At 70.0% G+C, this 26,643-nt stretch carries 25 protein-coding genes and 2 pseudogenes; 17 read left to right on the top strand and 10 right to left on the bottom strand.

The window, feature by feature from the left end; genetic code table 11:
• Positions 1 to 43 precede the first annotated feature (43 nt).
• Both Sm713_RS04355 and Sm713_RS04350 read left to right on the top strand, forming a co-directional pair.
• Positions 44 to 586: an anti-sigma regulatory factor gene (locus tag Sm713_RS04355; RefSeq protein ID WP_249416078.1), complete on the top strand. Its 543-nt coding sequence runs from the start codon at positions 44 to 46 to the stop codon at positions 584 to 586.
• A 331-nt stretch (positions 587 to 917) separates the two neighbouring features.
• Positions 918 to 1,214: a hypothetical protein gene (locus Sm713_RS04350; protein ID WP_212911776.1), complete on the top strand. Its 297-nt coding sequence runs from the start codon at positions 918 to 920 to the stop codon at positions 1,212 to 1,214.
• 419 nt (positions 1,215 to 1,633) lie between these two features.
• Here Sm713_RS04350 and Sm713_RS04345 read toward each other — a convergent pair whose 3' ends face one another.
• Positions 1,634 to 2,413, bottom strand: coding sequence for a GntR family transcriptional regulator (locus tag Sm713_RS04345; protein WP_212908348.1), 780 nt, complete (start codon positions 2,411 to 2,413; stop codon positions 1,634 to 1,636).
• A gap of 183 nt (positions 2,414 to 2,596) precedes the next feature.
• Here Sm713_RS04345 and Sm713_RS04340 point away from each other — a divergent pair, with 183 nt between their 5' ends.
• The 4 genes from Sm713_RS04340 to Sm713_RS04325 all read left to right on the top strand — a co-directional run bounded on the left by Sm713_RS04340 (position 2,597) and on the right by Sm713_RS04325 (position 6,100).
• The gene (locus Sm713_RS04340; RefSeq protein WP_212908347.1) at positions 2,597 to 2,941 is read left to right on the top strand and encodes a hypothetical protein; all 345 of its coding nucleotides are present in this window, start codon (positions 2,597 to 2,599) and stop codon (positions 2,939 to 2,941) included.
• Positions 2,941 to 4,242, top strand: a complete 1,302-nt coding sequence (locus tag Sm713_RS04335; protein WP_212908346.1) for an FtsK/SpoIIIE domain-containing protein — start codon at positions 2,941 to 2,943, stop codon at positions 4,240 to 4,242. Before Sm713_RS04340 ends, Sm713_RS04335 begins: the two co-directional genes overlap by 1 nt.
• Complete coding sequence (locus Sm713_RS04330) at positions 4,239 to 4,436, top strand: hypothetical protein (RefSeq protein ID WP_189931341.1); 198 nt, start codon at positions 4,239 to 4,241, stop codon at positions 4,434 to 4,436. Before Sm713_RS04335 ends, Sm713_RS04330 begins: the two co-directional genes overlap by 4 nt.
• A 296-nt stretch (positions 4,437 to 4,732) precedes the next feature.
• Positions 4,733 to 6,100 (top strand): replication initiator, encoded by a 1,368-nt coding sequence (locus tag Sm713_RS04325; protein ID WP_212911775.1) that lies wholly within the window; start codon positions 4,733 to 4,735, stop codon positions 6,098 to 6,100.
• Positions 6,101 to 6,231: 131 nt separating this feature from the next.
• Here the strand turns inward: Sm713_RS04325 and Sm713_RS04320 are convergent, their stop codons facing one another.
• Positions 6,232 to 7,692: a recombinase family protein gene (locus tag Sm713_RS04320; RefSeq protein WP_212908345.1), complete on the bottom strand. Its 1,461-nt coding sequence runs from the start codon at positions 7,690 to 7,692 to the stop codon at positions 6,232 to 6,234.
• A gap of 327 nt (positions 7,693 to 8,019) precedes the next feature.
• Here Sm713_RS04320 and Sm713_RS04315 point away from each other — a divergent pair, with 327 nt between their 5' ends.
• From Sm713_RS04315 to Sm713_RS04300, 5 genes and pseudogenes are all read left to right on the top strand, one after another.
• Positions 8,020 to 8,655, top strand: coding sequence for a Type 1 glutamine amidotransferase-like domain-containing protein (locus Sm713_RS04315; RefSeq protein ID WP_212908344.1), 636 nt, complete (start codon positions 8,020 to 8,022; stop codon positions 8,653 to 8,655).
• Between the two features lie 68 nt (positions 8,656 to 8,723).
• Positions 8,724 to 8,816, top strand: a pseudogene (locus Sm713_RS41590) (peptide-methionine (S)-S-oxide reductase); the annotation flags it as partial.
• Positions 8,817 to 9,067: 251 nt separating this feature from the next.
• Positions 9,068 to 10,000, top strand: coding sequence for a bacteriocin fulvocin C-related protein (locus Sm713_RS04310; protein ID WP_212908343.1), 933 nt, complete (start codon positions 9,068 to 9,070; stop codon positions 9,998 to 10,000).
• A gap of 203 nt (positions 10,001 to 10,203) precedes the next feature.
• Positions 10,204 to 10,710 (top strand): GNAT family N-acetyltransferase, encoded by a 507-nt coding sequence (locus Sm713_RS04305; protein ID WP_212908342.1) that lies wholly within the window; start codon positions 10,204 to 10,206, stop codon positions 10,708 to 10,710.
• 671 nt (positions 10,711 to 11,381) lie between these two features.
• Positions 11,382 to 13,760 (top strand): ABC transporter permease, encoded by a 2,379-nt coding sequence (locus Sm713_RS04300; protein WP_212908341.1) that lies wholly within the window; start codon positions 11,382 to 11,384, stop codon positions 13,758 to 13,760.
• Positions 13,761 to 13,967: 207 nt separating this feature from the next.
• Here the strand turns inward: Sm713_RS04300 and Sm713_RS04295 are convergent, their stop codons facing one another.
• The 3 genes from Sm713_RS04295 to Sm713_RS04285 all read right to left on the bottom strand — a co-directional run bounded on the left by Sm713_RS04295 (position 13,968) and on the right by Sm713_RS04285 (position 16,337).
• On the bottom strand, positions 13,968 to 14,183 hold the full coding sequence (locus Sm713_RS04295) for a tautomerase family protein (RefSeq protein WP_212908340.1): 216 nt from the start codon (positions 14,181 to 14,183) through the stop codon (positions 13,968 to 13,970).
• A 170-nt stretch (positions 14,184 to 14,353) separates the two neighbouring features.
• Entirely contained in the window at positions 14,354 to 15,334 is a 981-nt protein-coding gene (locus Sm713_RS04290; RefSeq protein ID WP_212908339.1) for an alpha/beta fold hydrolase, read from the bottom strand.
• A gap of 355 nt (positions 15,335 to 15,689) precedes the next feature.
• The gene (locus Sm713_RS04285) at positions 15,690 to 16,337 is read right to left on the bottom strand and encodes a TetR/AcrR family transcriptional regulator (protein WP_212908338.1); all 648 of its coding nucleotides are present in this window, start codon (positions 16,335 to 16,337) and stop codon (positions 15,690 to 15,692) included.
• 301 nt (positions 16,338 to 16,638) lie between these two features.
• On the opposite strand from Sm713_RS04285, the gene Sm713_RS04280 reads away from it, so the two are divergent.
• A complete protein-coding gene (locus Sm713_RS04280) occupies positions 16,639 to 17,391 on the top strand; it encodes an oxidoreductase (RefSeq protein WP_212908337.1) in 753 nt (250 codons plus the stop codon).
• 287 nt (positions 17,392 to 17,678) lie between these two features.
• Here Sm713_RS04280 and Sm713_RS04275 read toward each other — a convergent pair whose 3' ends face one another.
• A complete protein-coding gene (locus Sm713_RS04275; RefSeq protein WP_249416077.1) occupies positions 17,679 to 18,356 on the bottom strand; it encodes a lytic polysaccharide monooxygenase in 678 nt (225 codons plus the stop codon).
• A gap of 167 nt (positions 18,357 to 18,523) precedes the next feature.
• Here Sm713_RS04275 and Sm713_RS41150 point away from each other — a divergent pair, with 167 nt between their 5' ends.
• On the top strand, positions 18,524 to 18,655 hold the full coding sequence (locus Sm713_RS41150; RefSeq protein ID WP_283249758.1) for a hypothetical protein: 132 nt from the start codon (positions 18,524 to 18,526) through the stop codon (positions 18,653 to 18,655).
• A 21-nt stretch (positions 18,656 to 18,676) separates the two neighbouring features.
• On the opposite strand, the gene Sm713_RS04270 is transcribed toward Sm713_RS41150, so the two are convergent.
• Together Sm713_RS04270 and Sm713_RS04265 are read right to left on the bottom strand one after the other, a co-directional pair.
• Positions 18,677 to 19,297 (bottom strand): DUF2165 domain-containing protein, encoded by a 621-nt coding sequence (locus Sm713_RS04270; RefSeq protein WP_212908336.1) that lies wholly within the window; start codon positions 19,295 to 19,297, stop codon positions 18,677 to 18,679.
• Between the two features lie 205 nt (positions 19,298 to 19,502).
• Positions 19,503 to 20,930, bottom strand: a complete 1,428-nt coding sequence (locus Sm713_RS04265; protein WP_212908335.1) for a cytochrome P450 — start codon at positions 20,928 to 20,930, stop codon at positions 19,503 to 19,505.
• 903 nt (positions 20,931 to 21,833) lie between these two features.
• On the opposite strand from Sm713_RS04265, the gene Sm713_RS04260 reads away from it, so the two are divergent.
• Both Sm713_RS04260 and Sm713_RS04255 read left to right on the top strand, forming a co-directional pair.
• On the top strand, positions 21,834 to 23,063 hold the full coding sequence (locus Sm713_RS04260) for a serine hydrolase (protein ID WP_249416076.1): 1,230 nt from the start codon (positions 21,834 to 21,836) through the stop codon (positions 23,061 to 23,063).
• A 325-nt stretch (positions 23,064 to 23,388) separates the two neighbouring features.
• Positions 23,389 to 23,751 carry a DUF6247 family protein gene (locus Sm713_RS04255; protein WP_212908334.1) on the top strand — a complete coding sequence of 121 codons (363 nt, stop codon included), beginning with the start codon at positions 23,389 to 23,391 and terminating at the stop codon, positions 23,749 to 23,751.
• A 136-nt stretch (positions 23,752 to 23,887) separates the two neighbouring features.
• Here the strand turns inward: Sm713_RS04255 and Sm713_RS04250 are convergent, their stop codons facing one another.
• Entirely contained in the window at positions 23,888 to 24,427 is a 540-nt protein-coding gene (locus tag Sm713_RS04250; RefSeq protein WP_212908333.1) for an SRPBCC family protein, read from the bottom strand.
• A 122-nt stretch (positions 24,428 to 24,549) separates the two neighbouring features.
• Positions 24,550 to 24,855 (bottom strand): annotated as a pseudogene (locus tag Sm713_RS04245) (ArsR/SmtB family transcription factor); the annotation flags it as partial.
• 244 nt (positions 24,856 to 25,099) lie between these two features.
• Here Sm713_RS04245 and Sm713_RS04240 point away from each other — a divergent pair.
• Positions 25,100 to 25,786, top strand: coding sequence for a ClpP family protease (locus Sm713_RS04240; protein WP_212908331.1), 687 nt, complete (start codon positions 25,100 to 25,102; stop codon positions 25,784 to 25,786).
• A 1-nt stretch (position 25,787) separates the two neighbouring features.
• Positions 25,788 to 26,393, top strand: a complete 606-nt coding sequence (locus tag Sm713_RS04235; protein ID WP_212908330.1) for a ClpP family protease — start codon at positions 25,788 to 25,790, stop codon at positions 26,391 to 26,393.
• Positions 26,394 to 26,643 lie beyond the last annotated feature (250 nt).

Here is a 26,643-nt window from a genome sequence, read left to right as displayed (position 1 = left end):
AACGGACTACGGAACCCGTCAGTGCTCTGGAGGGAACGCGGTGGTGGCAAAGGAGAGCAAACATGCAGCGAACGCCTCGACGGTGGGCGCTTCCCCTCGCTCGGTGCATGATCCGGCGACCGGGCATTTCCGTTCGCTGACGGTCTACGCCGAGTCGCCGGACTGTGCGAAAGCGGCGCGGGACATGATCCGTTCCTCGCTCCAGAGCTGGAAGCTGCCGCATGCGGTTGACGCTGCTCAGCTCGTCGTCTCGGAACTGGTCGGCAACGTCGTGCATCACGCCGTGCCTGACAACCACCTGGCAGAGCCCGGTGCAGGGCGGCGCATCGACGTGACTGTGATGACGTGGCCCGAGGTGCTGATCCTCGCGGTCTCGGATGAGGATTCGACTCCCCCTGATCTTCCACCCGGTGACTTCGTCTCGCCGAATCTGGCAGGCGGCCTGCTCGAAGCGATGCTGCCGGACCGGGGGCGCGGGTTGCTGATCACTCAGCGGCTGGCCGAGTCGGTGTGGTGGTCACCAGGAATCAAGGGCGGCAAGAGCGTGTGGTGCCGCTTCGACCTCGACCGATTGAGGGCCTTCTAGGCCTGACAGACCCCGGGGCGCTGCTCTCGTCCATTGCCACCGCACGTGAGCAGCGGCCCGGTCCATGGTCGGAGGCTGACCTCTCCGGCCAGAGGCGCGGTTCCCCGGCTCCCCTGGGGGACCCTTCGTCCTCCGCGCTTGTGGAGCCGCGCCTCACCAACTCATACCGAGACCGGGCCACCCCATCTGCCCTAGGAAAGCGAAGGGTGGCCCGGCTGGGAACGCGACGGTTCCCGGTGCCTGATGGTACCGGGGCCGTCGCGCTGCGTTTTTGCCTCGGGCACATGAAGTTGATGATCCGTTACATAGCTCAGAGGCAGGGGTGAACAAGGTGATGGGCTCGGGTGAGGACTGGCTGCGGGATGGTCTTGATCTTGAGGGTTCGGACGCGGGTCTGTGGGTTGCCGGGGTCGACTACGTAGCCGGGTGGCAGGAAGCCCGGCGGGCGGCTGATCGGCTGAACCGGGCGCTTCTGGGTGCGGGGTTTGAGCTGTCGGAGGTGAGGGCGGCGGCCTCGACGGACATGGACGGGCGCGGCGTCGTGCGGCTGGCCGGTTGGCCGAGTGCGGTGATGCGGCTCGCTGAGGTCTTGGAGGCGGTCGACGGCCAGGGGGGCGGTGCCGCGTGATGCGCGTTCTGCCAGGTGGGGTGCCCTGGGAGCGGGTCAGGTGGGCACGTCGGCGGTCTCCGAGGCTTTGGACGGTAGCTGCCATGGGGCGAGTGAGCAGGGGGCCTTACGCTGGCCCGGCGAATCGGGCAGGCACCTGCCCTGCCCGCTGTAGTGCCCGATTAGCCCCCTGCTCTTCGAGGCTCGCCCCATGGGAGCTGTCTAAAGCCTCGGAGGCCGCCGACCCCCAGCCACTCGGCCCCCGGTTGGGAACCGCCGGTCGGCGCTTCTCGTTCCTCAGTGCGTGGTGCGGGGCGTCGGGCGACCGGACGGGACCGGCGGCCACGCCGCACGCCCGGCCGGGGCGGCCGGGCGCCCCGGCGCGCCGCAGGCGCGCCCTTGAGGAAGTAGAGAAAGTTTCGACAGATCGACCTCGACGCTCAGGCCGAGGTGCGGCCGGTGGTGGGGTCGTCGGGGCTGATGCGGTAGGCGAGTTCGGCACGGTCCGCACCGACGCGCAGCTCTTCGAGGATCAGGGGGCGGTCGTCGGTGCCGTGGGTGACGCGGGCCAGGTGCAGCAGCGGGGTCGCGTCCGGCAGGCGGAGGGCCGCGCGTTCGTCGGGCAGGGGCATGCGGGCTCGTACCGTCTCCGACCACCACAGTTCGTGGCCGGCCTCGGCGAGCAGTACGTAGATCGACGCGGGCGCGCGGTCCGGTGCCTCGGCAAGGCGCGGAACGGACTCGGCGACCTCGAAGGGGATCAGGGTGCGCTGCATGGTGCGGGCGCCGGTGGCCGGGTCGACCAGGAAGCGGTCACAGCCGAAGAGGGCTTCGTCCTCGTTCAGGGCGAGCAGCGGGGCCGTGTCCTTGGTGGTGTGGGTGCGGTAGACGCTGGGCTCTTCGGCCTCGTCCCAGACGGTGCCGTTGGGCATGGCAAACCTGCCCTCCGGGGTCCGGCTCACGCGGCGTTCCAGGGTGACGGTTGGCTGGCCGTCGGAGCGGACGAAGCTGCCTTTGCCGTGGCGGACCTCGATGAGTCCTTCGGCGCGCAGTGCGGCAATCGCGTTGCGGACGGTGGGGCGCGAGACCTTGTACCGGGCCATGAGCTGCGCTTCGGACGGCAACAGCGTCTCGGGGGCGAACTCGCCGGCCAGGATCGCTTCGCGAATGGCTGCGGCCACCTGCTGATACAGGGCGCCGGGGCGCTGGATCTCCGTCATCTCGGCACCTTCGTGTCGTCGTAGTCGTAGCCCGGTTGTAGGGACGTCGCACGCGCGGCGTCACTCGTCAGCATAAGTACTTGCATCCACGTCGTACAGTCCTCCATAGTTGTAACTCGTAAGGACAAGTGACGTCAGCCAGATTGTCTTGGCTGACGCAGATGGCCAAGGAGGCCGAACAGCATGCAGTCCATTCCCGTGGACACCACCCGGCTCGGCGTACTGCGATGCGCCATCCCGCCGGAAGCGAAGATCAGCAACGCCGAGACCGGGGAAGTCAAGAAGGATCGCGACGGTAAGACCGTCTACACCGTGGCGGTGACCGTGCGGCAGGACAGGCGGCGTATCTCCGTCATCGAGATCGCCGTTCCCGGCGAACCCAAGGGGCTCGAAGAGGGACAGGTCGTCAAGGTCACCGGGCTGGTGGCGTTCGCCTGGGCGATGGGCGACCGACACGGAATCAGCTTCCGCGCGGACGCCATCACGCCCGTGCACGGCAGTGCCGCGCCGAAGGGTGGTGCGGCCTGATGACCACGTTCGTGCTCGTCGCCGCGTTAGTGGTCATCGCCTGGTCGCTGTTCCTCGGTGACCTGCTGCGCTGCAAGCGTCCAGCCTGGCACTGGTACCTCAGCGGCTACCTGCCCACCGCGTGGCGGGTGCTGAGCACCTGGCGCAAGGTCGCCATCCTCAACGACCTCGCCATCTCCCGACGCCCGCCCCGCGGCCTGATCGGTGACCTCCTCGTCAAGGGCGAGCCGCTGCGGCCCATCGCGCCGCGCATCTCCTTCCCCTGGCCCAACCGGACCGGCTTGACCGTGACGGTGAGGCTGCACCCGGGCCAGGTTCCGCATACCTTCGCGGCGGCGGCCGATGCGCTCGCGCACGCCTGGAAAGTGCACGCCGTACGGGTGACCTCCCCGAACCGCGGGCTCGTGGTACTGACGGCGACGGGCAGTGACCCGCTCGAACGTCCGGGCCTGATCACCGCCCCCGTGCAACTGCTGTCCGCACTCGTCGGCGTGCTGGAGAACGGCACGGCGTGGGTGATGGATCTGCTGATGGTCCCGCACTGGCTGATAGCCGGTGCCACCCGCTCCGGGAAGTCCACCCTGCTGGCCCGACTGATCACCCAACTCGCACCACAGCCGGTCGCGCTGATCGGCATCGACTGCAAGGGCGGCATGGAACTCGGCCTCTTCGCGGACCGACTCAGCGCCCTGACGACCTGCCGGCGGGAGGCCGTGGCAGTGCTGTCCGCGCTCGTCGTCGACATGCACGACCGCATGCACGAATGCCGCGCAGCAGGCGTCCGCTCCATCTGGGAACTGCCCGAGAAGCTACGGCCCGTACCCGTCGTCGTGATCGTCGATGAACTGGCGGAGCTGTACCTGTCGGACGGCACCCGCGAGGGCAAGGCAGAAGCCGATCAGTGCTCCACGCTCCTGCTGCGCCTGGCCCAGCTCGGTGCCGCACTCGGCATGCACCTGGTCGTGGCCGGCCAACGCGTCGGCTCCGACCTCGGCCCCGGCGTCACCGCGCTACGTGCGCAACTCGGCGGCCGCATCTGCCACCGGGTCAACGACCCCGGCACCGCGGAGATGACCCTCGGCGACCTCAACAAAGACGCCGTGGCCGTCGCGCAGTCCATCACCTCGGAGGAGAAGGGCGTGGCCGTGTGCACGGGCCCGGAAGGCGGCTGGAGCCGCGCCCGCTCTCATCTCACCACCACGAAACACGCGGCGGCCATCGCCCGCCAGTACGCCGACGTCACCCCCGACATGCCCGCCGTCGACCGTGCCCTTTCAGCCCTTGCAGGAGGCGAGAAGTGATCAGCACTGGTGTTGCCGTGTCCCTCGTGGTGCTCTTCGGGATCATCACCGTCCTCCTGGTCCGCTCCCGCGACGTCCGCGTCTGGGAAGCCGTGTGCATCGCCCTCTTCGGCGTCTACCTCGGCCACACACCCGCGGTGGCCACCATCGACGGCTTCGTGACCTGGATCTTCAGCGGCTTCTCCCACTTCTGAGCAGGAAGGAAACCCCCACCACATGCCCATGAGCCGCGTGAGGTGCCCCCACTGCAAGGGAGAGGGCGCCCGCACCACCTGGACCGGACGGCGCCGCCGCTGCCGCATCTGCCGAGGCACCGGCACCATCCGCTGACCCACCCCCACCCGATCCGAGTGAAGGAGATCCCCATGACCCACCGCGCGCCAGCCCCCACTACCCGTGCCGCTTCGGCGGCTCACCCCGAAAGGGCACCTCCATCAGACTCGATGCCAATGCCGGCGACAGGCGCGCTGCCCTCAACTCCGCGGCGCGCCTGCGCCACCTCTCCGAGATCGACCGCGACGCCATACGCCTCGCCCAAGACCCGAAATTCCCCCGCTGGCTCCAACAGGTCACTGCCACAGGCGGATGCGCCCACCCGGTCCACCTCTCCGGCCACACCACGACCCTGGACCCGGACACCGGCGAGGTCCTGCACCACTACGACACCCACGGCGAACCCGGCGAACGCCTCCTCATCCGCTGCCGCAACCGCCGCGCAACCGTCTGCGCACCCTGCTCACGACTCCACGCAGGCGACACCTTCCACCTGGTCCGCGCAGGCCTCCTCGGCGGCAAAGGCGTCCCCGCAGACGTCCGCGACCATCCCCGGCTCTTCGTCACCCTGACCGCACCGTCCTTCGGCCCCGTCCACCGCACCGGAGACATCTGCCGACCCCGCCGTGACGGCGGCACCTGCGAACACGGCCGCCCGCTCGGCTGCGGCTTCACCCACGGCCCTTCTGACACCGCGGTCGGCCAACCCATCTGCCCGGACTGTTACGACTACGTGACCCACGCCCTGTGGCACGCGCACGCCGGCAAGCTCTGGGACCGTTTCACCCTCGGCGTCCGGCGGCAGCTCGCCTCCGCGGCAGGCCTCGCCCAATCCGAATTCGCCGCACACGCACGGCTCTCATTCGCCCGGGTCGCGGAGTACCAGCGGCGCGGCGCCGTACACATTCACGCCGTGGTTCGCCTCGACGGCCCGGACGGCCCCGACGATGGAGCTCCGGCTTGGGCAACAGTGGATCGGCTCACCGAAGCCGTGCGCACTGCCGTTCGCCGAGTCACGGTGCCTACGCCTTACAGTCCCGCGGTCGGCGAACCCGTCCTCTCCTGGGGCGCCCAGATTGATGTCCGCCCGATCCGTACGAGCGACGATGGGCCGGAAGATGACGCCGTAGCAGCGTACGTGGCCAAGTACGTCACCAAGGGAGCCAGCGAAACCGGGGCTGGCCTCGACCACCGGATCTCGTCTTCAGACGAGATAGACGCTGCTGCCGTGAGCCCTCATGTGCGTGCCCTCATGCGCGCCTGCTGGCGCTTGGGCGGCCTGCCCGAATACGCGCCCCTGCGCCTACGGGACTGGGCTCACACCCTCGGCTATCGAGGCCACATCCTCACGAAATCCCGGGCGTACTCGACGACGTATGCCGCGCTCCGCGCCCAGCGTGCGGAGCATGCCGGCCACACGGACACGCTCGGCACGGTCACGGATGCCTATTGGCGTTACGTCGGCTCCGGCCACTCCCCCGCCGGAGCGCTCATCGCCTTCGGCATAGCAACAGATGCGGCGGCGCATCGGGAGGCCATCAGAGAAGCACTCAGGACTTCCGGGGGCGCCATTGGTGCCCAGTGAACTGCGGCAAAGAGTCGCTGCCTCTCGGGCACGTCAAGGGCTGCCCCCGGTCATAGAGGATTTCGCCGTGATCGAGCAGATAGCCCGAGTATTCGAGTTGTTCGAACCAGCGCACTCCTCCCGGATCGGAGCTACGCGACCCAATCGAAGACGAACCGGTCAGGGTCCCACCGCTTCCGCGGATTCGCGGGACGCACCTCAACCGACCGCACGCACGCGGTGACGATTGCCCGCCGCTGCGAGTTGTTCATCTGCTTCCACCGCTCCTGCATGTCCTCGAACGTGCCGACGAACCCGCTGAGGACGGCAGCCCGTGAGACCTTCGACAGCTTGGCGCGGTTCAGATTCAGACGCTCCTCGATGGGCTGGCGGGCGACCATCCATTCTTTGCGGCTGATCCTCCGCTCCCCCATGTCCCGAGCAAGGGCTTCAAGCTCCTCTTCGTCTCCCCGGATCTCCTCATACAGCTCGTTCCCGGCGTCATCCTGCCCGCGCAGACGTTCCATGAAGGCAGGCGACTCCAGGGCAGCCAACACCATGTCGCGCACGTGCTCGTCAGTCCGCTCGGCATTGGTAGCCGTACCTGCGCACGCGTCCGTTCCGGGGACGTTGGGACAGACGTAGCGCGGTACGCCGCTTCGGGGGCGTCCGTTCATGGGCCACCTGCACGGCTCCCCGTTCTCCTTCGGCTTCCCGCACCGCAGAATGCCGGAAAGAAGGTAGCTCCGCTTCGTCGTGCCCTCGACCCTTTGGCGTCGCGCCGGGTCGCTGAGGATTCTCCGTACACGGTCCGAATCCTCGTGGCTGATGATGCCGGGCCACACGCCATCCGCAACGATCTCGCCGAGCAGCGGACGGGTGCTCTCCCACGACCCACGCGGTGTGTGCTCACGGCGACCGCTGATCCGGGCCGATGCCAGCAGACGGCGCAGTCCGCTCGGCTTCCACGGCTTGCCCGCCGGGCTCAGGATGCCTCGCGCCTGCCAGTCCCGGCAGATGCTCGCCAGACTCTCATTCGCCAGTACCCGCCGGACTCCTTCCCGGATCACCTCCGCCTCGGTACTCCGCACGGTCATGCGGTCGTCCTCGTAGCCGAACGGGCGCTTCCCTCCCCCGGCTATCCGGCCAGCCTCCGCCGCCTGGCGGCGCTGCCGCTTCTGACGCTCGGCCTTGTGCTCCGCCTCGTGGCGAGCTGCCGCCCCGAGCATGCGGGCGACCATGCGGCCGGTCGGTGTTGCAAGATCGATCTCACCGCTCACCGTGGCCAGCTCGACGCCGTGCCGGTCGGCAAGGTCAATGACGTCTTCCAGCTCGCGCGGTGAGCGGGTCATCCTGTCCACGTGCCACACCGCTATCGCGTCGATCTCACCCCGGCGCACTGCCGCGAGGAGTTCCGTCCACTCTGGACGCGGCGCCCCCGAATAGGCGCTCACGTCGTTGTCCGTGTGAACGGCTACGACCTCCCACCCCAGGCGGGTGCACAGTGCCCGGCAGTCTTCCTCCTGCCGTGCTACACCGAGTCCCGCGCCGCCCCGGTCCTGGCTGATCCGGCAGTAGATCGCTGCTCGTCGCGTTCCCGTTAAGTTCGCCATGGGTCACATGGATACACCCTCGTAGGGACGGGGCTTTCGTGCCCGATCGGCATCGCTCCCTCACAGGGCTGACGTCACCGCGGGCTAGCGGAACCAATGCCCTGAGTTCCTGTTGCCTGACGGCTCACGTGAAGGTGGGCCGTCAGGCTGCCGTTGCCCGCGGGGCTTAGGCTTCAGGCCGGGACGCCTGTCCGCGGTGCCCCATCCCGGCCCCCAAGCCAGAGATCGGTACGCCGATCCCGCCCAGGCAACACCTTGGAGAATGGGGAGGCGCCGCTCGGGTTACCGAGAGACGACTTTCGCCCAGCCGACGCCAAGGGGTGTTCGTTGGAACTGTTGCTCAGTTCCTATGTGCTCGACGGTGTAAGGCGCCCCACGGTGCTGCCACCACCTGTCACCGGTCGGGCAGGCGTCATCTTGAACGCACTCGATCAGTACGGCAGCTCGCGGAATCGTGATTTCAGCCGTGAGGACAGGACCCTGGCGTCGTGGGGGTATCAGTGCGAAGAGCTCGATCTTCGAGACTACTTTTCAGCCCCCGCCACTCTGAGCACTCGGCTGGCCACCCTCGACATGGTCTGGGCCCTCGGCGGCAACGCATTCGTACTCGCCCGCGCCATGAACGCCTGTGGCTTCGGGCCCGCTCTTCGACAACGCACGAGCACAGCGCAATTCACCTACGGCGGCTACTCGGCAGGAGCTTGTGTGGCCGGGCCCGATCTCCGGGGCATCCATCTGATGGATGACCCTGGAGTCCTCCCCGCAGGCTACCCCCCGGAGTCACAGCCTATCGGCCTCGGTCTTGTGCCTTTCCGCATCGTGCCGCACTGGCGATCCGATCACCAGGAGGCTCCGGCGGCAGAGCGGGCCGCAGCATGGCTCGCACGTACCGGCCTGGAACACCGCTGTCTTCGGGATGGCCAAGTCGTGACTGTCGACGGCACCGTCATGACCATGCTTTGAGGTGACGCGGGTCAGGAACACGTGCCGGGATGCGAATGGGAGCATGCAGTCCCTACAGTGACCGTAACCACCAGCAGTACCTGGACAAGAACCCGGCGGGCTACTGCGGCATCGGCGAAACGGGCGTCAACCCAAGTGGCCCTGCGGCAACGAACTGTCCTTGCCTCTCACCCGAAGCAGTGGAAACCGGCGTTCACTCCAGACGGCACCCGGGCCCACGGCCTGCGCGGTATCGGGTATTGGGTATCGGGTATCGGGTATCGGCGAGGAAATGGGACTCAGATTTCGTCGACGGCCCATCACGAAAGATCGAGGTCCGCAGGACTACTGAACGGCGCGCTACGATCTGCGTGAAAAAACACACTGGACGGGCACCATGGGGCGGGTTGTCACACCAACGTGGGGGAAGCTCGTGACCGAGTGGATATTGGCATTCGACACCGACTGCCGATTCTGTGAAGAAGTAGTGAATCGGGTTCGCGTGTCCGTCGACGGCACGTTGACCACCGCGGGCCTCACGGAACCCCGTATTCGAGGCCTGCGTGCGCGTGCCCTGAGGGAAGGGGCCGAGTGGGCCCCGACCCTGTTGGCGGTCGACGGCGACCAGGTGCGGGCCTGGACCGGGACCGCGCTGTCCCTCCGCCTGGCGCGGCTGTTGGGCCCATCGGACTCACTGCGGGTGGTGCGTGCGCTCGGCGACCTCGATGTGCTGCGGTCCCCGGGCCGCCGCGGAATCCTCAAGGCCGTGCCGGGGCTGGCCCTGGGAACGTTTCTGATCACCGGTGGCCTGGCAGCCTCACCCGCGCAGGCCCTGACCCGCGCCAAGGGCAGTAAGGCGTCGCGATGGGTGAAGGCCAATCTCGACCGGTTGCCCTCCGGCTACTCCGAGTTCGCCTCCTACCCCGCGGACTGTCGGCGCGCCGTTTACGGCGCGCTGTCCGCTTCGGTCCGAAGTGATCTGTGGGTGGCGCACTTCGCGAACTACCGGAAGACGCATCCCGGCCTGTCGGCCGAGCAGTCCGCCGTCCTGGACGACGCGATGCGGCTGGCACCGCAGATCATCGCGGGGCGCCAGCAGCGAACAGCCGTCGAAGGGCTGGAGACAGCGGCCGTGGCGGCGTTCGGCGAGAGCGGGGCGCGCGCGATTCTCATGACGCTGGGCCCTGCCGACACGCAGAGCGCGGCTCGGAGCGATCAGAGCATCCAGGTCCTCGACTGCAATTCCCAGTGCGGAACAGGCGCAAGCTGCGACACCGTGTGCTACGGCGAACCGTATTGCAACTGGACCGCCTACGGCTGCGGCCCACTGTGGCTGGGACCGCGCAGCGGGTATTGCATCTCCTGAAGCCGCCCCTGCTCGGAGCGCGCGCCTTCCCATGAGCGGCTGTGGGACTTGAGGTTGGTGGCGAAGGCGGCTCAGGTGACGCCGGCGATGGCGGTCCAGCGGCGCTGCGCCGGCAGGCCAAGCCCGGCCGGGACGCCTTCTTGACCGGTGGCGTCATCCGGTTGATCGGTGATGTCATCCGGAGTGTCGTGGAGAATGCGTCCATGCGCATCCGAGCCGTGCACCTGGACGAACTGCCCGTTCTCCAGGACATCGAGAGGGCCGCCGGGCAGTGCTTCCGGGACGTCAGCATGACGGAGATCGCCGAAGACGAGCCGCTCCCACTCGGTGAGCTCGCCCGCTACCACCGCGCCGGGCTGGCCTGGATCGTGGCCGACGAGGCTGACGCCCCGGTCGCCTACCTGATCGCCGACCGCGTCGACGGCAACCTCCACATCGAGCAGGTCTCAGTGCACCCGGACAGCGCGCACCGCGGTCTGGGCCGGTCGCTACTGGACCATCTGGCAGCACACGCCACGAGCGAAGGTGTGCCCGCCCTCACTCTCACCACGTTCGCCCAGGTCCCATGGAACGCGCCCTACTACGCACGGTGTGGTTTTCAGCTCATGGACGACAGCAGTCTCGCTCCCGGTCTGAGGAAGATCCGCGAGCGCGAAGCGGTGCATGGCCTGGACCGGTGGCCGCGGGTCTGCATGCGCCGGGCGCTGTGACACATGAGCCGTGGTCGACAGGGCGAACGTTGCCTGATGCGGCACTAGGCCGTGTCCGGCGGATCTTCGTGGGCCCGCGACGCCTGGCACCGCACCTCGCCGCGTTGTCGGAGTCATCCGAGTACGCCCAGTACGAGGACGATCCTCCGCCTTGCGATGCACGGCACCAGACGCCGCAGGCTGATCCACGAAGATCCGCCGGACACGGCCTAGCCGTCCTCATCCAGGCGGTCAAGTGCGGGGTGGCTCGGCCCGCTTCCGGCACGAAGTGCTTCCGATCCTCGATGCGAGTCACGATGCGACGCTGGGTACTGCGTCATACGGCACCGCCACCGAGGTCCCCGCGGCTTCTCTGATCACGTGGACGTCGTGCATGCCGACACGTGAGCATCCGGACCACGCCGATGCCGACTCATATAGCTCCGGGATTCCCCTCAGGGGCCGAGGCGGCACGTTCGCGGCCGGCGAGACCCGCCAGTGAGGCCTCAGCCTGCACTCTCTCAATATTCGCAGGACCGCCAGGACCTGCGAAAACTAGCACAAACACCCCACTATACACAGTGTGTATAGTGGGGTTCCGGAGTCCACCCACCGCGACCCACTGCCACCGATTGCCGCACGCCGCACCGCGCACGCCGCCCGCCCATACGAGGAAAGCCGGGGTTCCCCCCATGACAAGCCGACACGGCCACAGTGCCGTCCCGCGTCCCCACGCACGGTTGCGCGACCTCGCCTTCGGCGTGCGCCTTGCCTGTGCGGGTGGGCGCGAAGGGTGGACACGTACCCTGCTCACAGCCGTCGGGGTCGGGCTCGGCGTTCTCCTGATGCTGTGTGCCGCGTCGGTCCCATCCCTGCTTGACGCCCGGACGGCCCGCGAACAGGCGCGCCAGCCGGCCAACGCGTCGTCCGAAGTCAACGTGAGCCGCAGCGCCCACAGTTTTCTGCGCCTGGACACCTCGACCGTCTTCCGCGGCGACACCGTGACCGGGGAGCTGATCCAGCCCGACGGGGACAGGACACCGCCCCCGCCCGGACTGCGGAAGGCTCCGGCGCCCGGCGAGATGATCGTCTCCCCGGCCCTGCGCGACCTCCTGCACTCCGACGCCGGAGCACTCCTCAGGGACCGCATCGGATACCGGGACGCCGGCACCGTGGCCCAGGCCGGGCTGGTGCAACCCGGCGAGCTGCTCTACTACGCCGGAAGCTCGTCCCTGTCCACGGACCGCGGCGCCATACGGTCGGACGCCTACGGGCACGCCGGAGCCGAGCAGCCGCTCAACCCGATGCTCCTCGTGCTGATCGCTCTCGTGTGCGTGGTCCTGCTGGTGCCGGTGGTCATCTTCATCGCCACCGCCGTCCGCTTCGGCGGCGAACGCCAGGACCGGCGGCTGGCGACCTTGCGGCTGCTCGGCATGGACGCCCGCGCGGTACGGCGCGTCGCGTCCGGGGAGTCGCTGCTCGCCGCCGCCGGCGGGCTCGCGGTGGGCGCCGTCCTCTTCTCGGTGGTGCGGATGTACGCGGGAGGGCTCCAGCTGTGGGGCGTGAGCGCCTTCCCCTCCGACGTGGTCCCCGCGCCGGCACTGGCCGCGGCGATCGTCCTGGCCGTTCCCGCGGCCGCCGTCTTCGCCACCCAGATCGCCCTGCGTTCCGTGACGATGGAACCGCTGAGCGTCGTACGGCTGGCCAAACCCCGCACCCGCCGCCTGGGGTGGCGTCTGGTGCTGCCGGTCCTCGGAGCGGGGCTGCTGCTCGCCATGCAGCACGCCGTCAGCCCCGAGGACGCGTCCGTGAGCCCCATTCCCGTCGCGGTGGGGGCCGCGTGCATCCTGATCGGCCTCACCGGACTCCTCCCCTGGCTGGTCGAAGTCGTCGTCAACCGCCTGCACGCCGGCCCGGTCTCCTGGCAGCTCGCCATCCGCCGGCTGCAACTCGAGAGCGGCTTCGCGACACGCCCGCTCACGGGCGTCACCGTCGCGGTGGCGGGCGCCATCGCGCTTCAGATGACCCTGGGCGGGATGCAGGAGGACTTCCGCCACCTCTCGGGGTCGGCGGGATCGCCGGTCAGGCACGCCGACATGACACTGTTACTGCCCTTCGGCAGCCAGCAGACGGCACAGCGGCTCACCAGCGGCCTGGAGCACACGAAAGGCGTCACGGGCGTCCTGGGCGTCACGGAGACGTACATCGGCAAACCGGGCCCTGCCGACGGCATGCCCGCCCTGACCACCCTGACGGTGGCGGACTGCGCCACGCTGCGCAAGCTCGCGACCCTGCCCTCCTGCCGGAACGGCGATTCCTTCGTCGCCCGGGCGCCGGGCCATCGTCCGGAGGACCAGCAGGTCACCGCCACGGCCGTGCCGGGCGAACAGGTGGATCTGGATCCGGGTCACGCAGGTTCGGAGCACGGCCCGTTGTGGCGCCTTCCGGCCTCCATCCCGCAGGTGACCTCCCACCTCGATCCCATGGGCGAGTACCACCACGGCGTCCTGGCCACGCCGGGAGCCCTGAACCCGACGCGGCTGCCGCAGGCCTCGACGACGGTCTCCGTCACCACGGACAGCCGCGTCGCCGACGCCGTGGAGTACGTCCGCAACACCGCGGCGCAGGCCAGCCCCTCCGTCATGGTCAGCACCCTGATGAAGGCCACGCGGGACAAGCAGTACACCAGCGTCAAAACAGGGATTCTGGTCGGCGGCGCGGCCACTCTCGCCGTCATCGCTGCCAGCATGCTCGTGTCGCAGATCGAACAGCTCCGCGCACGCAGGCGCATGCTGTCGATGCTCGTGGCGTTCGGCACACGGCGGCGGACCCTGGCCCTGTCGGTCCTGTGGCAGACCGCGATTCCCGTCGTCCTCGGCACCGCACTGGCCACCGCCGGCGGCCTGGCCCTCGGGGCACTCATCCTCCGGGTGGTCGCGAAACCCGTACAGCAGTGGTCCGCCTTCGCCCCGTTGGCGGCCACCGGAGCCCTGGCGGTGCTCGGGATCACGCTGTGCACGATGCCGCCGCTCTTCCGGCTGATGCGTCCGGACGGCCTCCAGAGCGAGTGATACGGGCAGGTCGACGCGCTCAACCCGCTCGACGCACTCGACCCGTTCGACGCCGTGCTCCGTGATCCCTGCTCCGGCGCCGACTCCGGCTATGCCCATGGCCAGGCTCCGGAGCCGGCTCCGGCGGCGGGCTGGAGATCGCGTCGGCGCAGGGCCGACCGGTGCCCACTGGTGCCGACTGGTGCCGGCCCAGCGACGCGCGACGCCTCACCCCTTCGCCATCGACCGGACGTCCTCCGTCGTCACCGGATTTCCTGCAATTCCCCAGGCGCCGCTCGGCACCTCCTCGAAGGTGACGACGATGCCGCTCCGGAGATGCTCGCCCGCCACCCCCACAAGGACGTCGGTGAGTTTGGCGATGATTTCCCGCTTCTGGCGGTCGTCGTAAACACCTTCGATGGCCTTGACCTGGATCAGTGACACGGAAGCCTCCGACGGAAGGTGAGCCATGAGACATGAAACGTGGGCCAGGAAACGTGAGGCGATCAGCCTCAGCTTAGGGGAGCCAAATTCGGCCGCAACTGGATCACGTTCACCTGCGCAGGATCAATGCAGCCGTGCACCAGTTCCTCAGTCAGGCACCCGTGAGTGCGTCAGGCGGAGACGGTGGCGAGCCACTCGGTCAGGAGCTGGTTGATCTGGTCGGGGCGTTCCTGCTGGATCCAGTGGCCGCAGCCGTCGAGGAGGTGGGAGGAGACGAGGCCCGGCAGCGTGACCGGGTACGCCTTGATCGCGTAGGCCAGCCAGGTCGTCGAGGCATCCTGGTTCCCGCCCGCGAACAGGGACGGCTGGGTGAGCGGAGCGCCGCTGAGGTCGGCCAGGTCCTCCCAGTCGCGGTCCATGTTCCGGTAGCGGTTGAGCGCTCCGGTCATGCCGGTCCGTTCGAACTCCCCGGCGTAGGCGTCGAGGTCCCCCTCGCTGAGCCATGCGGGCCGCCGGTCCTCGGGGAACCGGTCACGCAGCGTCCCGCCCTTGCCGACGAAGTGCGGGTCGGGGGCGCCGGGCGCGGGCATGGTGTCGGCGGAGAAGGCCGCGTAGAAGCCTGCGAGCCAGCCGCGCACATCGGGTTCGATCTCGGCCTCGGCGCGGCCCGGCTCCTGGAAGTACGAGACGTAGAACTCCTCGTCCCCGCCCATCTGGGCGAAGACGTCGCTGGGTCGGGGCCCGCCGGGCGGGGTGTAGGGGACGCTGAGCAGTCCCACCGCGCTGAAGACGTCCGGCTTGAGCAGGGCGGAGTTCGCGGCGATGGTCGCGCCCCAGTCGTGGCCGATGATCACGGCCGACTCCTCGCCCAGGGCGTGCACCACCGAGACGGTGTCCTCCATCAGGTCGAGCATCCGGTACGCGTCCGCCGCCGCCGGCCTGGAGGAGCGGCCGTAGCCGCGGACGTCCATCGCGACCGCGCGGTATCCCGCCGCCGCGAGTACCGGCAACTGGCGGCGCCAGGAGTACCAGGATTCCGGAAAGCCGTGGACCAGCAGCACCAGCGGTCCGGTGCCCTGCTCCGCGAGATGGGTCCGGCCTGCCGGTGACGAGACCATCCGGTGCGTGATCTCTGATGCGGGCTGAGGCATGCGTTCTCCTCCGGGGTCCTTCGGCATCCGTTGTGGTCCTTCATGGCTCTTCGCGGGCATTCGTGGGCTTTCGTGGGCTTTCGTGCTTCTTGCAGAACCATCGGGATCCTTCATGGCCCTTGGGATCCTTCGGGGTCAACGGTCCGCTGTGCGCCCGACGGCGCCCCGCTGCTGTTCCGCCGGCTCCCTTTGTTCCGCCGGCTCCCTCCGTTGCGATCATGCGGAGGCCGCGCCGCGGGGACAAGCTCATTTGCGGATTCAGCAAGAAACCGCGTTCCGTAACCGTGTTCTGCCCGGTGGGCGTCGAGAGGGCGTGAAGGGGCCTGAAGGGGCGCGCGGAAGGCCCCCGTTGTTCTCAGTCCAGGAGCTCCCGGGCCAGAGCCCGAGCCAGCCATTCCTGGAACGCTTCGTGGGTCCAGCCCCTGGTGCCTACCAGGTGGTGGTAGATGCCGGGGTCGTTGTAGACCGTGATCACGTCCGCGGCGCGGTCGGCGTCGAGGTGCTCCGGCAGGGCGCCCGCGGCGACCAGGAGGGCGACGATCTGCTCGGCTCCGGCTCTCCGCTGCCGCTGGATGTCCTGCCAGAGGGCGGCGACGTCCGGATCGGCGTCCGACGCCATCCGCACGACGTGGTACAGAGCCGACACGCGTGCCACCGCGCCGGCCAGGATGGCGGCGTAGGCGGCGACGATCCCGGCGCCGTCGGTGAGGGACTGCATCGCCCGTGACGCGGGCCGTTCCGCGAGGCTCTCGGGGCGGTCATCGCCCACGATCGCCTCGTCGTAGGCCGTCTTGAGCAGCCACGGCTTACCGCCCGCCGCCGTGAAGACGGTGGAGCGGCTGACCCTCGCGGCCTCGGCGATGGCGTCCACCGAGGTCGCCGCGTAGCCACGCGTGGTGAACAGCTCTGCCGCCGCTTCGAGGACCGCACGGCGCGTGTTGGCCGCCTGCCGAGCTCTGATGTTCGAGCGGTACGGCGCCCTGCTCCCCGGCTTTCCCGGCACGTTGCCTCATCCTCCCGGCCACCCGGCGTGCGGAAGTCTCCGCTGCGGGCTGCTTGTCCGGACCGCCGGATCGGCCTCCGGATGCCCATTGTCCAGCCCGAGCCGGGCCCGGCTCCACGAGGGTGCGGCCCGACAAGGGGCGCCCCGCACGTCCCCGTACGCCCCGCACACCTCACACGTCGGGCTCGCCGGGCATGCCGAGCATGGCGATAGACTTTCATCAGACTGAGAGTATGGTTATTTACAGTTCAACAAGAACGGCAAGAGCGCTTGATCGTTTTCGCTTCGGAGAGGCATCTTCATGTACATCCCAACCATCCCCGTTCCCGGTGAGTTCGCCGGCCGCCGCGCGCTCGTCACCGGCGGCTCGCGAGGCGTCGGGGCTGCCGTTGCACAGCGCCTGATCAGCGGCGGTGCCACCGTGGTCACCAGCGCCAGGACCAGGGCCGACGAGACCCCCAAGGACGCCGAGTTCATCAGCGCGGACATCCGGACGGCCGACGGCGCACGCCAGTTGGTCGACGCCGCGGTCGCGGCGCTCGGCGGGCTGGACATCCTGGTGAACAACGCGGGGGCCGCCCGCGCGCACTTCGGCGAGATCCCGGACGTGGAGTGGGAGGACTCCCTCGCCATCAACTTCCTGTCCGCGGTGCGCGTGACGAACGCGGCTCTGCCTGCGTTGCAGCAGGCCGACCGGGCCGCCATCGTCAACGTCTCGTCGGGCGTGGCCGCCGATCCGCCCGCGCCGATGCTGCACTACGGGTCGGCCAAGGCCGCGCTGGCCAGCTGGTCGAAGGGCCTCGCCACCCAGCTCGCCCCGGCCGGCGTCCGGGTCAACACCGTCACCCTCGGCATGGTCGAGACGCCCGGCGGGACGGAACTGCTGCAGTCCGTGGCCCAAGCCATGGGAGGCAGTGCTCAACAGGCGTACTCGGCCGTTCCGCTGGGCCGCGGCGGCGACCCCCGGGACGCGGCCGAGGCCATAGCGTTCCTCGCCTCCGACCGGGCGCAGTGGATCGCCGGGGCCGACCTCCACACCAACGGAGGCGCCTGACCTCAGGCGCCTCCCCGGCCTCGCGGGCTCATCCCGCGGCCCCTGCCGCGACCCTCCCGCCTCCAGCCCTCGGGCCGTCCAGCGGGAAGTGCGTGCGCCCGGACGCCGCCGGCATCCGGGCGCACGCACGGCAGGGCAGGGCAGGATGGCCACAGCGCCCAGAGGGTCACGCCACCGCGGAAAGCCCGGAAACCCAGAACGCCCAGCAACTCAGGGCACCCGGAAACTCAGAACGCCCGGAAACTCAGAACGCCCAGAAACTCAGGGCGCCCAGAAACTCAGAGCGCTCAGAACGTCACGTCGCTGCAGAAGAAGTAGATCTGGTCGGCGTGCGAGGCCTTCCAGATCGTGTAGACGACGTGGTGCCCGCTGCGGCCGGGCGCGTTGACGCCGACAGCGTAGTGGCTGGCGGGCGCGTATTTGCCGGTCTTCGCCACCTGCTCCAGGTCACCCCAGTCCAGGGCGTCCGTCTCGGCGTTGTAGCCCTGCTTGGTCACGTAGACCAGGAGGTAGTCGGCGCCGTGCAGGGCCTGGTCCAGCACGTCGACCGTGAAGCTGCTGCTCTTCTTGGAGGTCTTCCACGGGCCAGGGGTGTCCATGGAGTTGTACCTGCCGTCCTGGGTGTGGCCGGCGCTGCACAGCTGGTTGTCCGGGATGTACTTCTGGAAGTCGCCGCCGGTGCCCTCGCGGTACAGACCGTTCCAGTTCCACATGCCGTTGGTGTTGTACTGCCACGCCTGCCAGCACATGGGGTCTTCCTGCTGCATGGCCGGGTTCTGGAAGTCGCTCCCCCAGCGCTGCCAGCAGCCGTAGTTGCGGGAGACCGGGTCCGCGGTCGAGCCGTGAGCCGAGGCGGTCGGGCTGAGGAAGGGCGTGGCCAGGAGAGCGGCCGCGGCCAGGACCGCCAGGAGGGCGCGGAGGGGCCATCTGCGTGCGTCAGTGCGTGCGTGATGAAGCGTTAACACTGCGACTCCTCGTCCGGAGGGGGTGGATGGTCCGAGTGGTCCGAGTGGGAGCGCTCCCATTTCCCTGCATTCCCCGGCATCTTGGGATTGAAACGCTCCAATGACCGAGGGGCGGATTGCCGCGTCGTGGGCACGCCGCTCCCCCATCGCCATCGCCATCGCCGGCGATGGCGATGGCGATGGCGATGGCGATGGCGATGGCGATGGCGATGGCGATGGCGATGGCGATGGTCGCCCGCTTCGGCTTGAGGATCCCGTGCCACGCCGGCGGCGCCGGCCGCGCACCCCACGACCGATGATCGTTCCGCCCATGCGATCCGTCACGACCGCGAACGCGGCAAGGCGCCCCGGGAAGAGGACAGGTTGACCACGACGAGCGCGAGTCCCCCGAGGACGACGTTGCGCAGGGCGGAGTCGAGGCCGTTCCAGTCCTTGGACTCCCACATGGCGAACCACTCGCCGCCGATGGCGATGAAACCGGCGCCGAACAGCAGCAGCACCATCACCAGGCCGAGGGTGCTGGCGCGCCGGGCGCGTTCGTCGGACCGGCTCCGGCTCCGGCTCCGGCTCCGAAGCGCGGGAACCCACCAGACCGTGGCGGCGATCAGGACGAGGGCGGTGAGCACCTCCCAGACGATGATGGCGACGTACGCCGTGTCCTGAAGCGTGCGGGACGTGATGGCCCGCCACATCAGGTCCTGGTCCCGGAAGGTGGTGTCCATGGCCAGGACGTGCCGGACGAACTGCTGGTTGTTGTCGAAATCCGTGATGTTGCCGAACGCGACGAGCGCCATGTAGAGCGCCACCGTCGCCGTCATGAGCGCCGCCGCCACCGGCTGGGTGCCCAGCTTCAGCACCCCGTCCAGTGCTCCGCGTTCTCCTGATGCTCCGCGTTCCCCTAACGCTCCGCGTCCCTCTGTCGCCGTCTCCACGTCGGCCATGCCGCCTCCCCAGTCGTGCCGTCGGCGCGGACCGCGCTGTGTCCCGGGTGACGCATGGTGGACCGCCGGCCGCGCACCGCCTGCTCTTCCCAGACTGACGCCCCGCGAACGGCGAACAGTTGCCCGTGTTCGGTCAGTAGCCCGCGTTCCGTCAGTTGCCCGTGCTCGGCCAATTACCCGCGTTCCGTCAGTTGCCCGCGTTCGGTCAGGGGCTCGGACGCTTCAGCAGGCGCATCGGCAGGGCCCGTGGCGCCAGCACGCTGCGCGGCGCGGTCCGCACCCGGCCGGCTACCGGAACGAGGTCCCAGCGCCCGGCGACGGACGCGAGGGCCAGCGTCGCCTCCGTGAGGCCGAAGCCCTCGCCCACGCACCTCGTCGGGCCGGAACCGAACGCCAGGAAGCTGCTGCGGGGCATGCCCGTGCCGCCGTCCGCTCCGCGCCGCCACCGGTCGGGCAGGAAGCGGTCCGGATCGGCGTGCAGGTCGGCTCGGCGGTGCACGACATACGGGCTGTAGACGACCATGCTGCCCGCGGGGATGCGCCGCCCGCCGAGTTCCGTGTCCCGCACCGCCGTGCGGGGCAGCACCCAGGCCGGCGGGAGCAGGCGCAGCGTCTCCCGGACCACCCGTGCCGTGTGCTCCAGCCGCGGCAGGTCCTCGAACGACGCCACCCGGCCGGCCAGCACCTCGTCCACCTCGGCGTCCAGCGCCGCCCGTACCTCCGGGTCCGCCGCCAGCAGGTGCAGGGACCAGGTCAGCACGGCCGAGGTGGTCTCGGCGCCGGCGAGGACGAGGACGGCGACCTGGTCGTGCAGCTCCTGCTCGGTGAGCGCCCCGCCCTGCTCGTCACGGGCGGCGAGCAGCGCGGACAGCAGGTCGTCCCCGTCATGGGTCCCGTCATGGGTCCCGTCATGGGTCCCGTCATGGGTCCCGTCATGGGTCCCGGCGCGGCGGCGCTCGGCGACGATCCGGCTCACCTCGCTCTCCCAGTGCCGCAGCGCCCGGGCGTACCTGCGGTTCGCGGGCAGGGGCAGCTTCTCCACGTACGGAAACAGGGCGCGGGTGTACGAGCCGCGCAGGAAGACGTCCAGGGACTCGCCCAGCGCCGCCGCGGACTCCGCGTCGAGCCCGCGCGAGAAGAGCGTGCGCACGGCGACGGCGGTGGTCAGCGAGAACATCTCGTCCACCACGTCGACGACCTGCCCGTCCGTCCAGCCCTCGAGTGCCCCGGCGATCTCCTGGCACATCAGGGGCGCGTACGCGCGCACCCGTTCCTGCCGGAACGCCGGTTGCAGCATCGGGCGCTGCCGGACGTGGTCGGCGTGCACGCAGGTCGCCAGGCCGTTGCCCATCGCCGCCCGGATCCGCTCGAACACCGGCCCAACGCGGTCGAACGTGCGCTCGTCCGCCAGCATCTGCCGGGCCAGGTCCGGTCGGCAGAGGATGTAGGCGCGGCGCCCGCCGATGCGGACCTCCACCAGATCGCCGTGGGCTGCGAGCCCGCCGAGGAAGGCGAGCGGCCTGGCGTAGAGGTGCGGCAGGTGTCCCAGCAACGGCCATGCGCCCGGCGCGCGTCCGAAACGAACCGCGCCCGCCGGTGCCGTGCCCGCCTGTGCCGCGCCGCATGCCGTCATACGTCCTCCCCTGGCGGTGGCTGACGACCGTCCCGGCGACGGCGGCAGTCCCGGTCCTGGCCTCGGTTTCGGGTCCGCCCAGCAGTATCGGTTCCGCCCGGCGCCCGCGCCCAGACGCCCGGCCGGCGGGAGGACGGCTTCCGGCCAGCATCGGCACGACACCCGGACCGCGGGACGACCGTGCCCCCGGACACCCGGGCACGGCGAAGGCCCAGGTCAGCGACCCGGGCCCGAAATCGGTGGGGCACCGGAGAGACGCCGGAAGGGCATCGACCGGAACGGCATCGACCGGAAGGGCATCGGTAGGGCACCCCACACACAATCGACTCCCGGATGGTCCCGATCCACACTTTCGTGCTTCTCAGAACTCCTCCGGGAGCCTTGCCAGCTCCGCGGCGGGGGCCCCGCGGGAAGTCCCCGTCACGGTCTGACTGATTACGAGGATTATACCGATTTGCTCCGTAGTCAAGTGACCGGTTGCGGCCGGACGGACACGCTCCGGAGCCGTCGATCGAGCACGGCACGCGGAGCCGGTCAGCCCGGCACGAACGGCCCCGGTCCACCGGCGAGTCGCCCGGGCTCACCGGCTATTCGTCCCGCTCACCGCCCCGCCGCGCGAAGCCCGCACCCGGGGTGGCCGGCTCGGTGACGCTCGTTCTTCCCGTCGTTCTTCCCGTCGTTCTGCCCGTCCCCCTTCCCGCCCCCGTCCCGTCGTCCTACTCGTCCTCCTTCCCGTCCTCCTACTCGTCCTCCTTCCCGTCGTCCACCCGCAGAGATACCGTCCGGACGGTATGGGCGGTCCGGCGAAGCCGGCCGGGCAGGCAAGGCCCGCGGGGCCAACCGGACCGCCCGACCTGGCCGACCCGGCCGGACCGGTGGAGCGGTGGAACGGAGGAGGAGACCGTGAGCGATTTCGGTGTGGAGGCGGAGCCCGGTGAGCTGGGCCTCGACGCGGGGCGACTGGCGCGGATGGACGGGTTCTTCCGGCGGTACGTGGACGACGGGCGGCTCCCGGGATGGCTGGTGTCGGTCAGCCGTGCGGGCCGCGTCGTCCACCTGTCCTCGTACGGGCACCGCGACGTGGCCTCGGGGCGGCCGGTCGAGACGGACACCCTGTGGCGCTGGTACTCGATGACCAAGCCCGTCACCTCGGTGGCGGCGATGATGCTGCACGAGGAGGGCGCGTTCCAGCTCACCGATCCGGTCAGCCGCTTCATACCCTCGTTCGCCGACCTCAGGGTCTTCACCGGCGGCAGCGACCTGAAGGCGGTGACGGAGCCGGCGACCGTGCCGGTCTCCCTGTGGCACCTGCTCACCCACACCTCCGGCCTGACGTACGGCTTCCTGCGCGCCCACCCGGTCGACGCGATGCTGCGGGCCCGCGGCTTCGAGTGGGGGCAGCCCCCGGAGTACGACCTCGCCGCGTCCGTGGACACGTGGGCGAAGGTGCCGCTGCTCTTCCAGCCGGGCACCGAGTGGAACTACTCGCTCGCCACGGACGTGCTGGGCCGGGTGATCGAGGTGGTCTCGGGGCAGTCCCTCGACGAGTTCTTCCGCGACCGGATATTCGAGCCGCTGGGGATGGCCGAGACCGGCTTCCACATACCCGAGGGCGCCGGGGACCGGCTGGCGACGCTCTACGTCCCGGGCCAGGACGGCATCGCACCGGCCAGGTCGATGACGACGGACCTCACCCGCGCGCCCCGCTACCTGTCCGGGGGCGGGGGCCTGCTCGGGCCGGCCCGCGACTACCACCGGTTCAGCCAGATGCTGCTGGGGCGCGGCGCCTACGACGGGGTGCGGCTGCTGGGTTCCCGCACGGTCGACTTCATGACCTGCAACCACCTGCCCGGCGGGGCCGACCTGGAGTCGTTCGGGCGGCCGCTGTTCAGCGAGACGCCCTTCGAGGGGACCGGCTTCGGGCTCGGCTTCTCCGTCGTCGAGAACCCGGTGGCCCTGCGCTCGCTCGCGTCCAGGGGCGAGTACGGCTGGGGCGGCGCGGCCAGCACGGTCTTCTGGGTCGACCCGGCCGAACAGCTCACCGTCATGTTCTTCACCCAGCTCCTGCCGTCCAGCACGTATCCGATACGCGCCCAGCTCAGGTCGCTGGTCCAGCAGGCGCTGGTGGACTGAGGTCCCGGCGAGGTCCGCACCGGACGCCCGGCGGAGACCGGTGCGGACCTCGCCAGCGCACCCGGACGCCGTCGGTCCGGGCGCTCCGGCGGGGCACCGCGCGGGCGTCGGCGGCCACCGGCCTCGGCGGGCCACCGCATCTCAGGCGGACCGCTGTATCCCAGGCGGACGGCCGTATCCCCGGCGGGTCGCTGTATCCCAGGCGGACCGCTGTATCCCCGGCGGGTCGCTGTATCGCTTCTCCTCCACTCGTTCGAGCGTTGGGACGGCGCCCGGGGCCGATACGCCGAGGCATGGGATCAGAATCACGCCCATGGGAGTAGCCATGACCACCTCCGCAGCCGGGCAACCGCTCATCCCCCAGCCCCCTGCCACGCTTGCCGCGCTGCGGCAGGCCATCAGCCGGATCGCGCCGGCGGCGCTGCCTGCTTTCACGCGGGAGTTGGACCAGGCCGCTGACCAGTCACGGCAGGGCTCCGATCTGGCGCCGCTCCGGCGGTTCATCGCCCAGTGGGCCGTCTACGTCCACATCCAGCGCCAGCCCCACCTGGCCGCGGACCTCCGCCGCTGGGAAGACACCGCCGAGTCGGGCGAGGGTCCTCAGGCGCGGCGGGCCGCATCCGAGATCGGGCGGATTCTGGACGCGGCCCACGCGGCCCACGCGGCCGTCGGCCTCGCTGCCCGGTGAACACGGACTGGCGCTGGGCACCGTCCCCCCGTTCGGCGGGTTGTAGCCGCCGCTCTTCGTTTCAGGAGCGGCTGGTGCGAGGTCCTCATATGCACCGGGGGCGCCCCCTCGCCATCCGGGCAGGCCCGGCGCCGCGCTACGCGTCCCGCCCCGGGATCGGTGCCCCCGACGGCATGCCCGCCGCCACGTACTCCTCGTAGAGCTTCTCCCACTGAGGGGTCGCGCCGGTGTGCGGAGCGTCGAACGAGCCGTCCTGCGCGCGGGCGTCAAGGGCGAGGAGGCAGACGTCCCAGCCGGCGGCGTTGCGGGCCGCGGTGTCGGCGGACTCCAGGACGTTGGTGAGGGTGAGGCGGGTGCGCCGGTCGCCGAGCGGCTCCAGGTCGAAGCGGAGTTCGTCGCCGCCCCAGGTGAACGAGAGGTGCCGGGGCGCGTCGACGGCGACGACACGGCCCGTGATCTTCATGTCGGGCATGTTCGGGTCGCCGGCGAACGTGATCTCGCCACCCGCGGTGAGGTCCACGGTGATCTCGGGGAACGGGAACCAGTGGGCCAGCTCGGCCGGGTCGCTGACCAGGGGCCAGACATCGGCGATCGGGTGGTCGTAGACGCGCTCGAAGCGGACCGCGGGCCGTCCGTCGTCGAGTTCGACGTAGCTGCCGGGGTTCGTGGTGGTCATGCGTGATCAGCGCCTTTCTTCTTCCCTACGGTGTCCGCTTCCCCACGGTGTCCGCTCTTCTTCGCGGCGGAGTCCGCCTCCGCGACGGAGTCCGCCTCCGCGCCGCCCGCCGCCTTCTTCTCCGCCGCGGCGTCCAGCCGCCGCCCCAACGCGTCGAGGCTTGCGTTCCACAGCCGGCGGTAGGGCGCCAGCCAGGCGTCCAGTTCGGCCATGGGGGCCGGGTCAATGGCGTAGAGCCTGCGCTGGGCGTCCGGATGGACGCGCACGAGACCCGCGTCCCGCAGCACCCGCAGGTGCTTGGACGCGCTGGGCTGGCTGAGCCCGCACACCTCCGCCAGCTCGCCCACGGGGCGCGGCCCCGCCAGCAGCTGGCCGAGGATCGCGCGCCGGTTCGGATCGGCGAGTGCGCTCCACAGCACGGTTTCCATGCTCGCAATATTCCCCGCGGGGAATATAACTGTCAAGGCATACGTGTACCATACGTGCGCCCGCGGGGAGGCCCGGCGGCCCAGCCACGTCTACCCCGGCCGCGCGTACGCCGGCCGCGCCCCCGCACCTCTGCCCACAGCGAATCTGCTCCCGGCCAAGATCCCTGCCCTGCTCGCCCGGCCCCGCCGACAGTGGAGACGACGGCCGCGGCCACCGAGGCCGCGCCGCATCCGAGGAGGCCCCATGCACTCGTTCCGCACACGCTTCGACCCGGTCCCGGCATCACCGTCCCGGGCGGCCCTGACGACCCCGCGCGCGGAGGAGGGCGACACGGCGCCCACCCGCTTCGACGACACCCTCGCCGAGCATCTGCTCGCACAGCGCATCGTCTTCCTGGGCACCCAGGTCGACGAGGTCTCCGCGAACCGCGTCTGCGCCCAGATGCTGCTGCTGTCCGCGGAGGACCCGCGCAACGACATCAGCCTGTTCATCAACAGCCCGGGCGGCTCCGTGCACGCGGGCCTCGCCATCTACGACACCATGCAGCTCATCCCGAACGACGTCGCGACGCTCGCCATGGGATTCGCCGCGAGCATGGGGCAGTTCCTGCTGACGGTGGGGACCCGGGGGAAGCGGTACGCGCTGCCGCACGCGCGGATCATGATGCACCAGCCGTCCGGGGGCATCGGCGGCACCACCGCGGACATCGCCATCCAGGCGGAGAACCTGGAGTTCACCAAGAAGACCATCGAGCGGCTGAGCGCCAAGCACACCGGCCAGAGCGAGGAGACGATCGCCCGCGACGGCGACCGCGACCGCTGGTTCACGGCCGAGCAGGCGAAGGAGTACGGCATGGTCGACCACGTGGTCGACAAGCTCGACGACGTGCGGCCCGGCGGATCCCGCCGGCGTCTCGGACTGGGGGTCTGACATGGGCCAGTACACGATTCCCAACGTGGTCGAGCGCACCCCGCACGGCGAGCGCTCCTACGACGTGTTCAGCCGGCTGCTGTCGGAGCGGATCATCTTCCTCGGCACGGACATCGACGACGGCGTGGCCAACGTGATCATCGCCCAGTTGCTCCACCTGGAGTCCGACAATCCCGAGCGGGAGATCTCGATCTACATCAACTCGCCCGGCGGCTCGTACACCTCGCTCATGGCCATCTACGACACGATGACGTTCGTCCACGCCCCCATCCACACGTACTGCGTGGGACAGGCGGCGTCGACCGCGGCGGTACTGCTGGCCGGTGGGGACCCGGGGCGGCGGTTCGTGCTGGAGCACGCCCGAGTGCTGCTGGGCCAGCCCGCGAGCGGCGGGCGGCAGGGCACGGCGGCCGACCTCAGCCTCCAGGCGAAGGAGATGCTCCGGATCCGTTCGCAGGTGGAGGAGGTGCTGGCACGGCACTCGGGCCACGACGTCGCGACGCTCCGCGCCGACATGGACCGCGACAAGTTCCTCACCGCGCAGGAGGCGGTGGCGTACGGGCTCGCGGACGAGGTGCTGGGCCGGCGCGTGATCGCGGCGGTGTGAGACGGCCTGGCGGTGTGGGGACACGTCACCGTCTGAGGTCACGTCACGGTCCGAGGCCGCGTGACGGTGCGGGGCCGCGTGACGGTGCGGGGCCGCGTAACGGCCATGGCCCGCGCAACGGCGTGAGGCCGCACCCCGGTGGCCCGGTCTCCGGTGCCGGGACGGCCGTGAAGGCGCTCCCCGGCGGGTCACCCGTCGGGGAGCGCCCTCACGAACCTCCAGCCGTCAGGCCGTCAGACCATCGGCCGTC

It is taken from the genome of Streptomyces sp. TS71-3 (genome assembly GCF_018327685.1).
Classification (GTDB): domain Bacteria; phylum Actinomycetota; class Actinomycetes; order Streptomycetales; family Streptomycetaceae; genus Streptomyces.
This window is presented reverse-complemented; position numbering and strand designations above follow the sequence as displayed.

What these genes read in the sequence shown, in the direction of transcription:
- Sm713_RS04345 (WP_212908348.1), bottom strand. Translation starts at nt 2,413, where the DNA reads ATGACGGAGATCCAGCGCCCCGGCGCCCTGTATCAGCAGGTGGCCGCA.
- Sm713_RS04340 (WP_212908347.1), top strand. Translation starts at nt 2,597, where the DNA reads ATGCAGTCCATTCCCGTGGACACCACCCGGCTCGGCGTACTGCGATGC.
- Sm713_RS04335 (WP_212908346.1), top strand. Translation starts at nt 2,941, where the DNA reads ATGACCACGTTCGTGCTCGTCGCCGCGTTAGTGGTCATCGCCTGGTCG.
- Sm713_RS04320 (WP_212908345.1), bottom strand. Translation starts at nt 7,692, where the DNA reads ATGGCGAACTTAACGGGAACGCGACGAGCAGCGATCTACTGCCGGATC.
- Sm713_RS04305 (WP_212908342.1), top strand. Translation starts at nt 10,204, where the DNA reads ATGCGCATCCGAGCCGTGCACCTGGACGAACTGCCCGTTCTCCAGGAC.
- Sm713_RS04300 (WP_212908341.1), top strand. Translation starts at nt 11,382, where the DNA reads ATGACAAGCCGACACGGCCACAGTGCCGTCCCGCGTCCCCACGCACGG.
- Sm713_RS04290 (WP_212908339.1), bottom strand. Translation starts at nt 15,334, where the DNA reads ATGCCTCAGCCCGCATCAGAGATCACGCACCGGATGGTCTCGTCACCG.
- Sm713_RS04280 (WP_212908337.1), top strand. Translation starts at nt 16,639, where the DNA reads ATGTACATCCCAACCATCCCCGTTCCCGGTGAGTTCGCCGGCCGCCGC.
- Sm713_RS41150 (WP_283249758.1), top strand. Translation starts at nt 18,524, where the DNA reads ATGGCGATGGCGATGGCGATGGCGATGGCGATGGCGATGGCGATGGCG.
- Sm713_RS04270 (WP_212908336.1), bottom strand. Translation starts at nt 19,297, where the DNA reads ATGGCCGACGTGGAGACGGCGACAGAGGGACGCGGAGCGTTAGGGGAA.
- Sm713_RS04265 (WP_212908335.1), bottom strand. Translation starts at nt 20,930, where the DNA reads ATGACGGCATGCGGCGCGGCACAGGCGGGCACGGCACCGGCGGGCGCG.
- Sm713_RS04255 (WP_212908334.1), top strand. Translation starts at nt 23,389, where the DNA reads ATGACCACCTCCGCAGCCGGGCAACCGCTCATCCCCCAGCCCCCTGCC.
- Sm713_RS04250 (WP_212908333.1), bottom strand. Translation starts at nt 24,427, where the DNA reads ATGACCACCACGAACCCCGGCAGCTACGTCGAACTCGACGACGGACGG.
- Sm713_RS04240 (WP_212908331.1), top strand. Translation starts at nt 25,100, where the DNA reads ATGCACTCGTTCCGCACACGCTTCGACCCGGTCCCGGCATCACCGTCC.
- Sm713_RS04235 (WP_212908330.1), top strand. Translation starts at nt 25,788, where the DNA reads ATGGGCCAGTACACGATTCCCAACGTGGTCGAGCGCACCCCGCACGGC.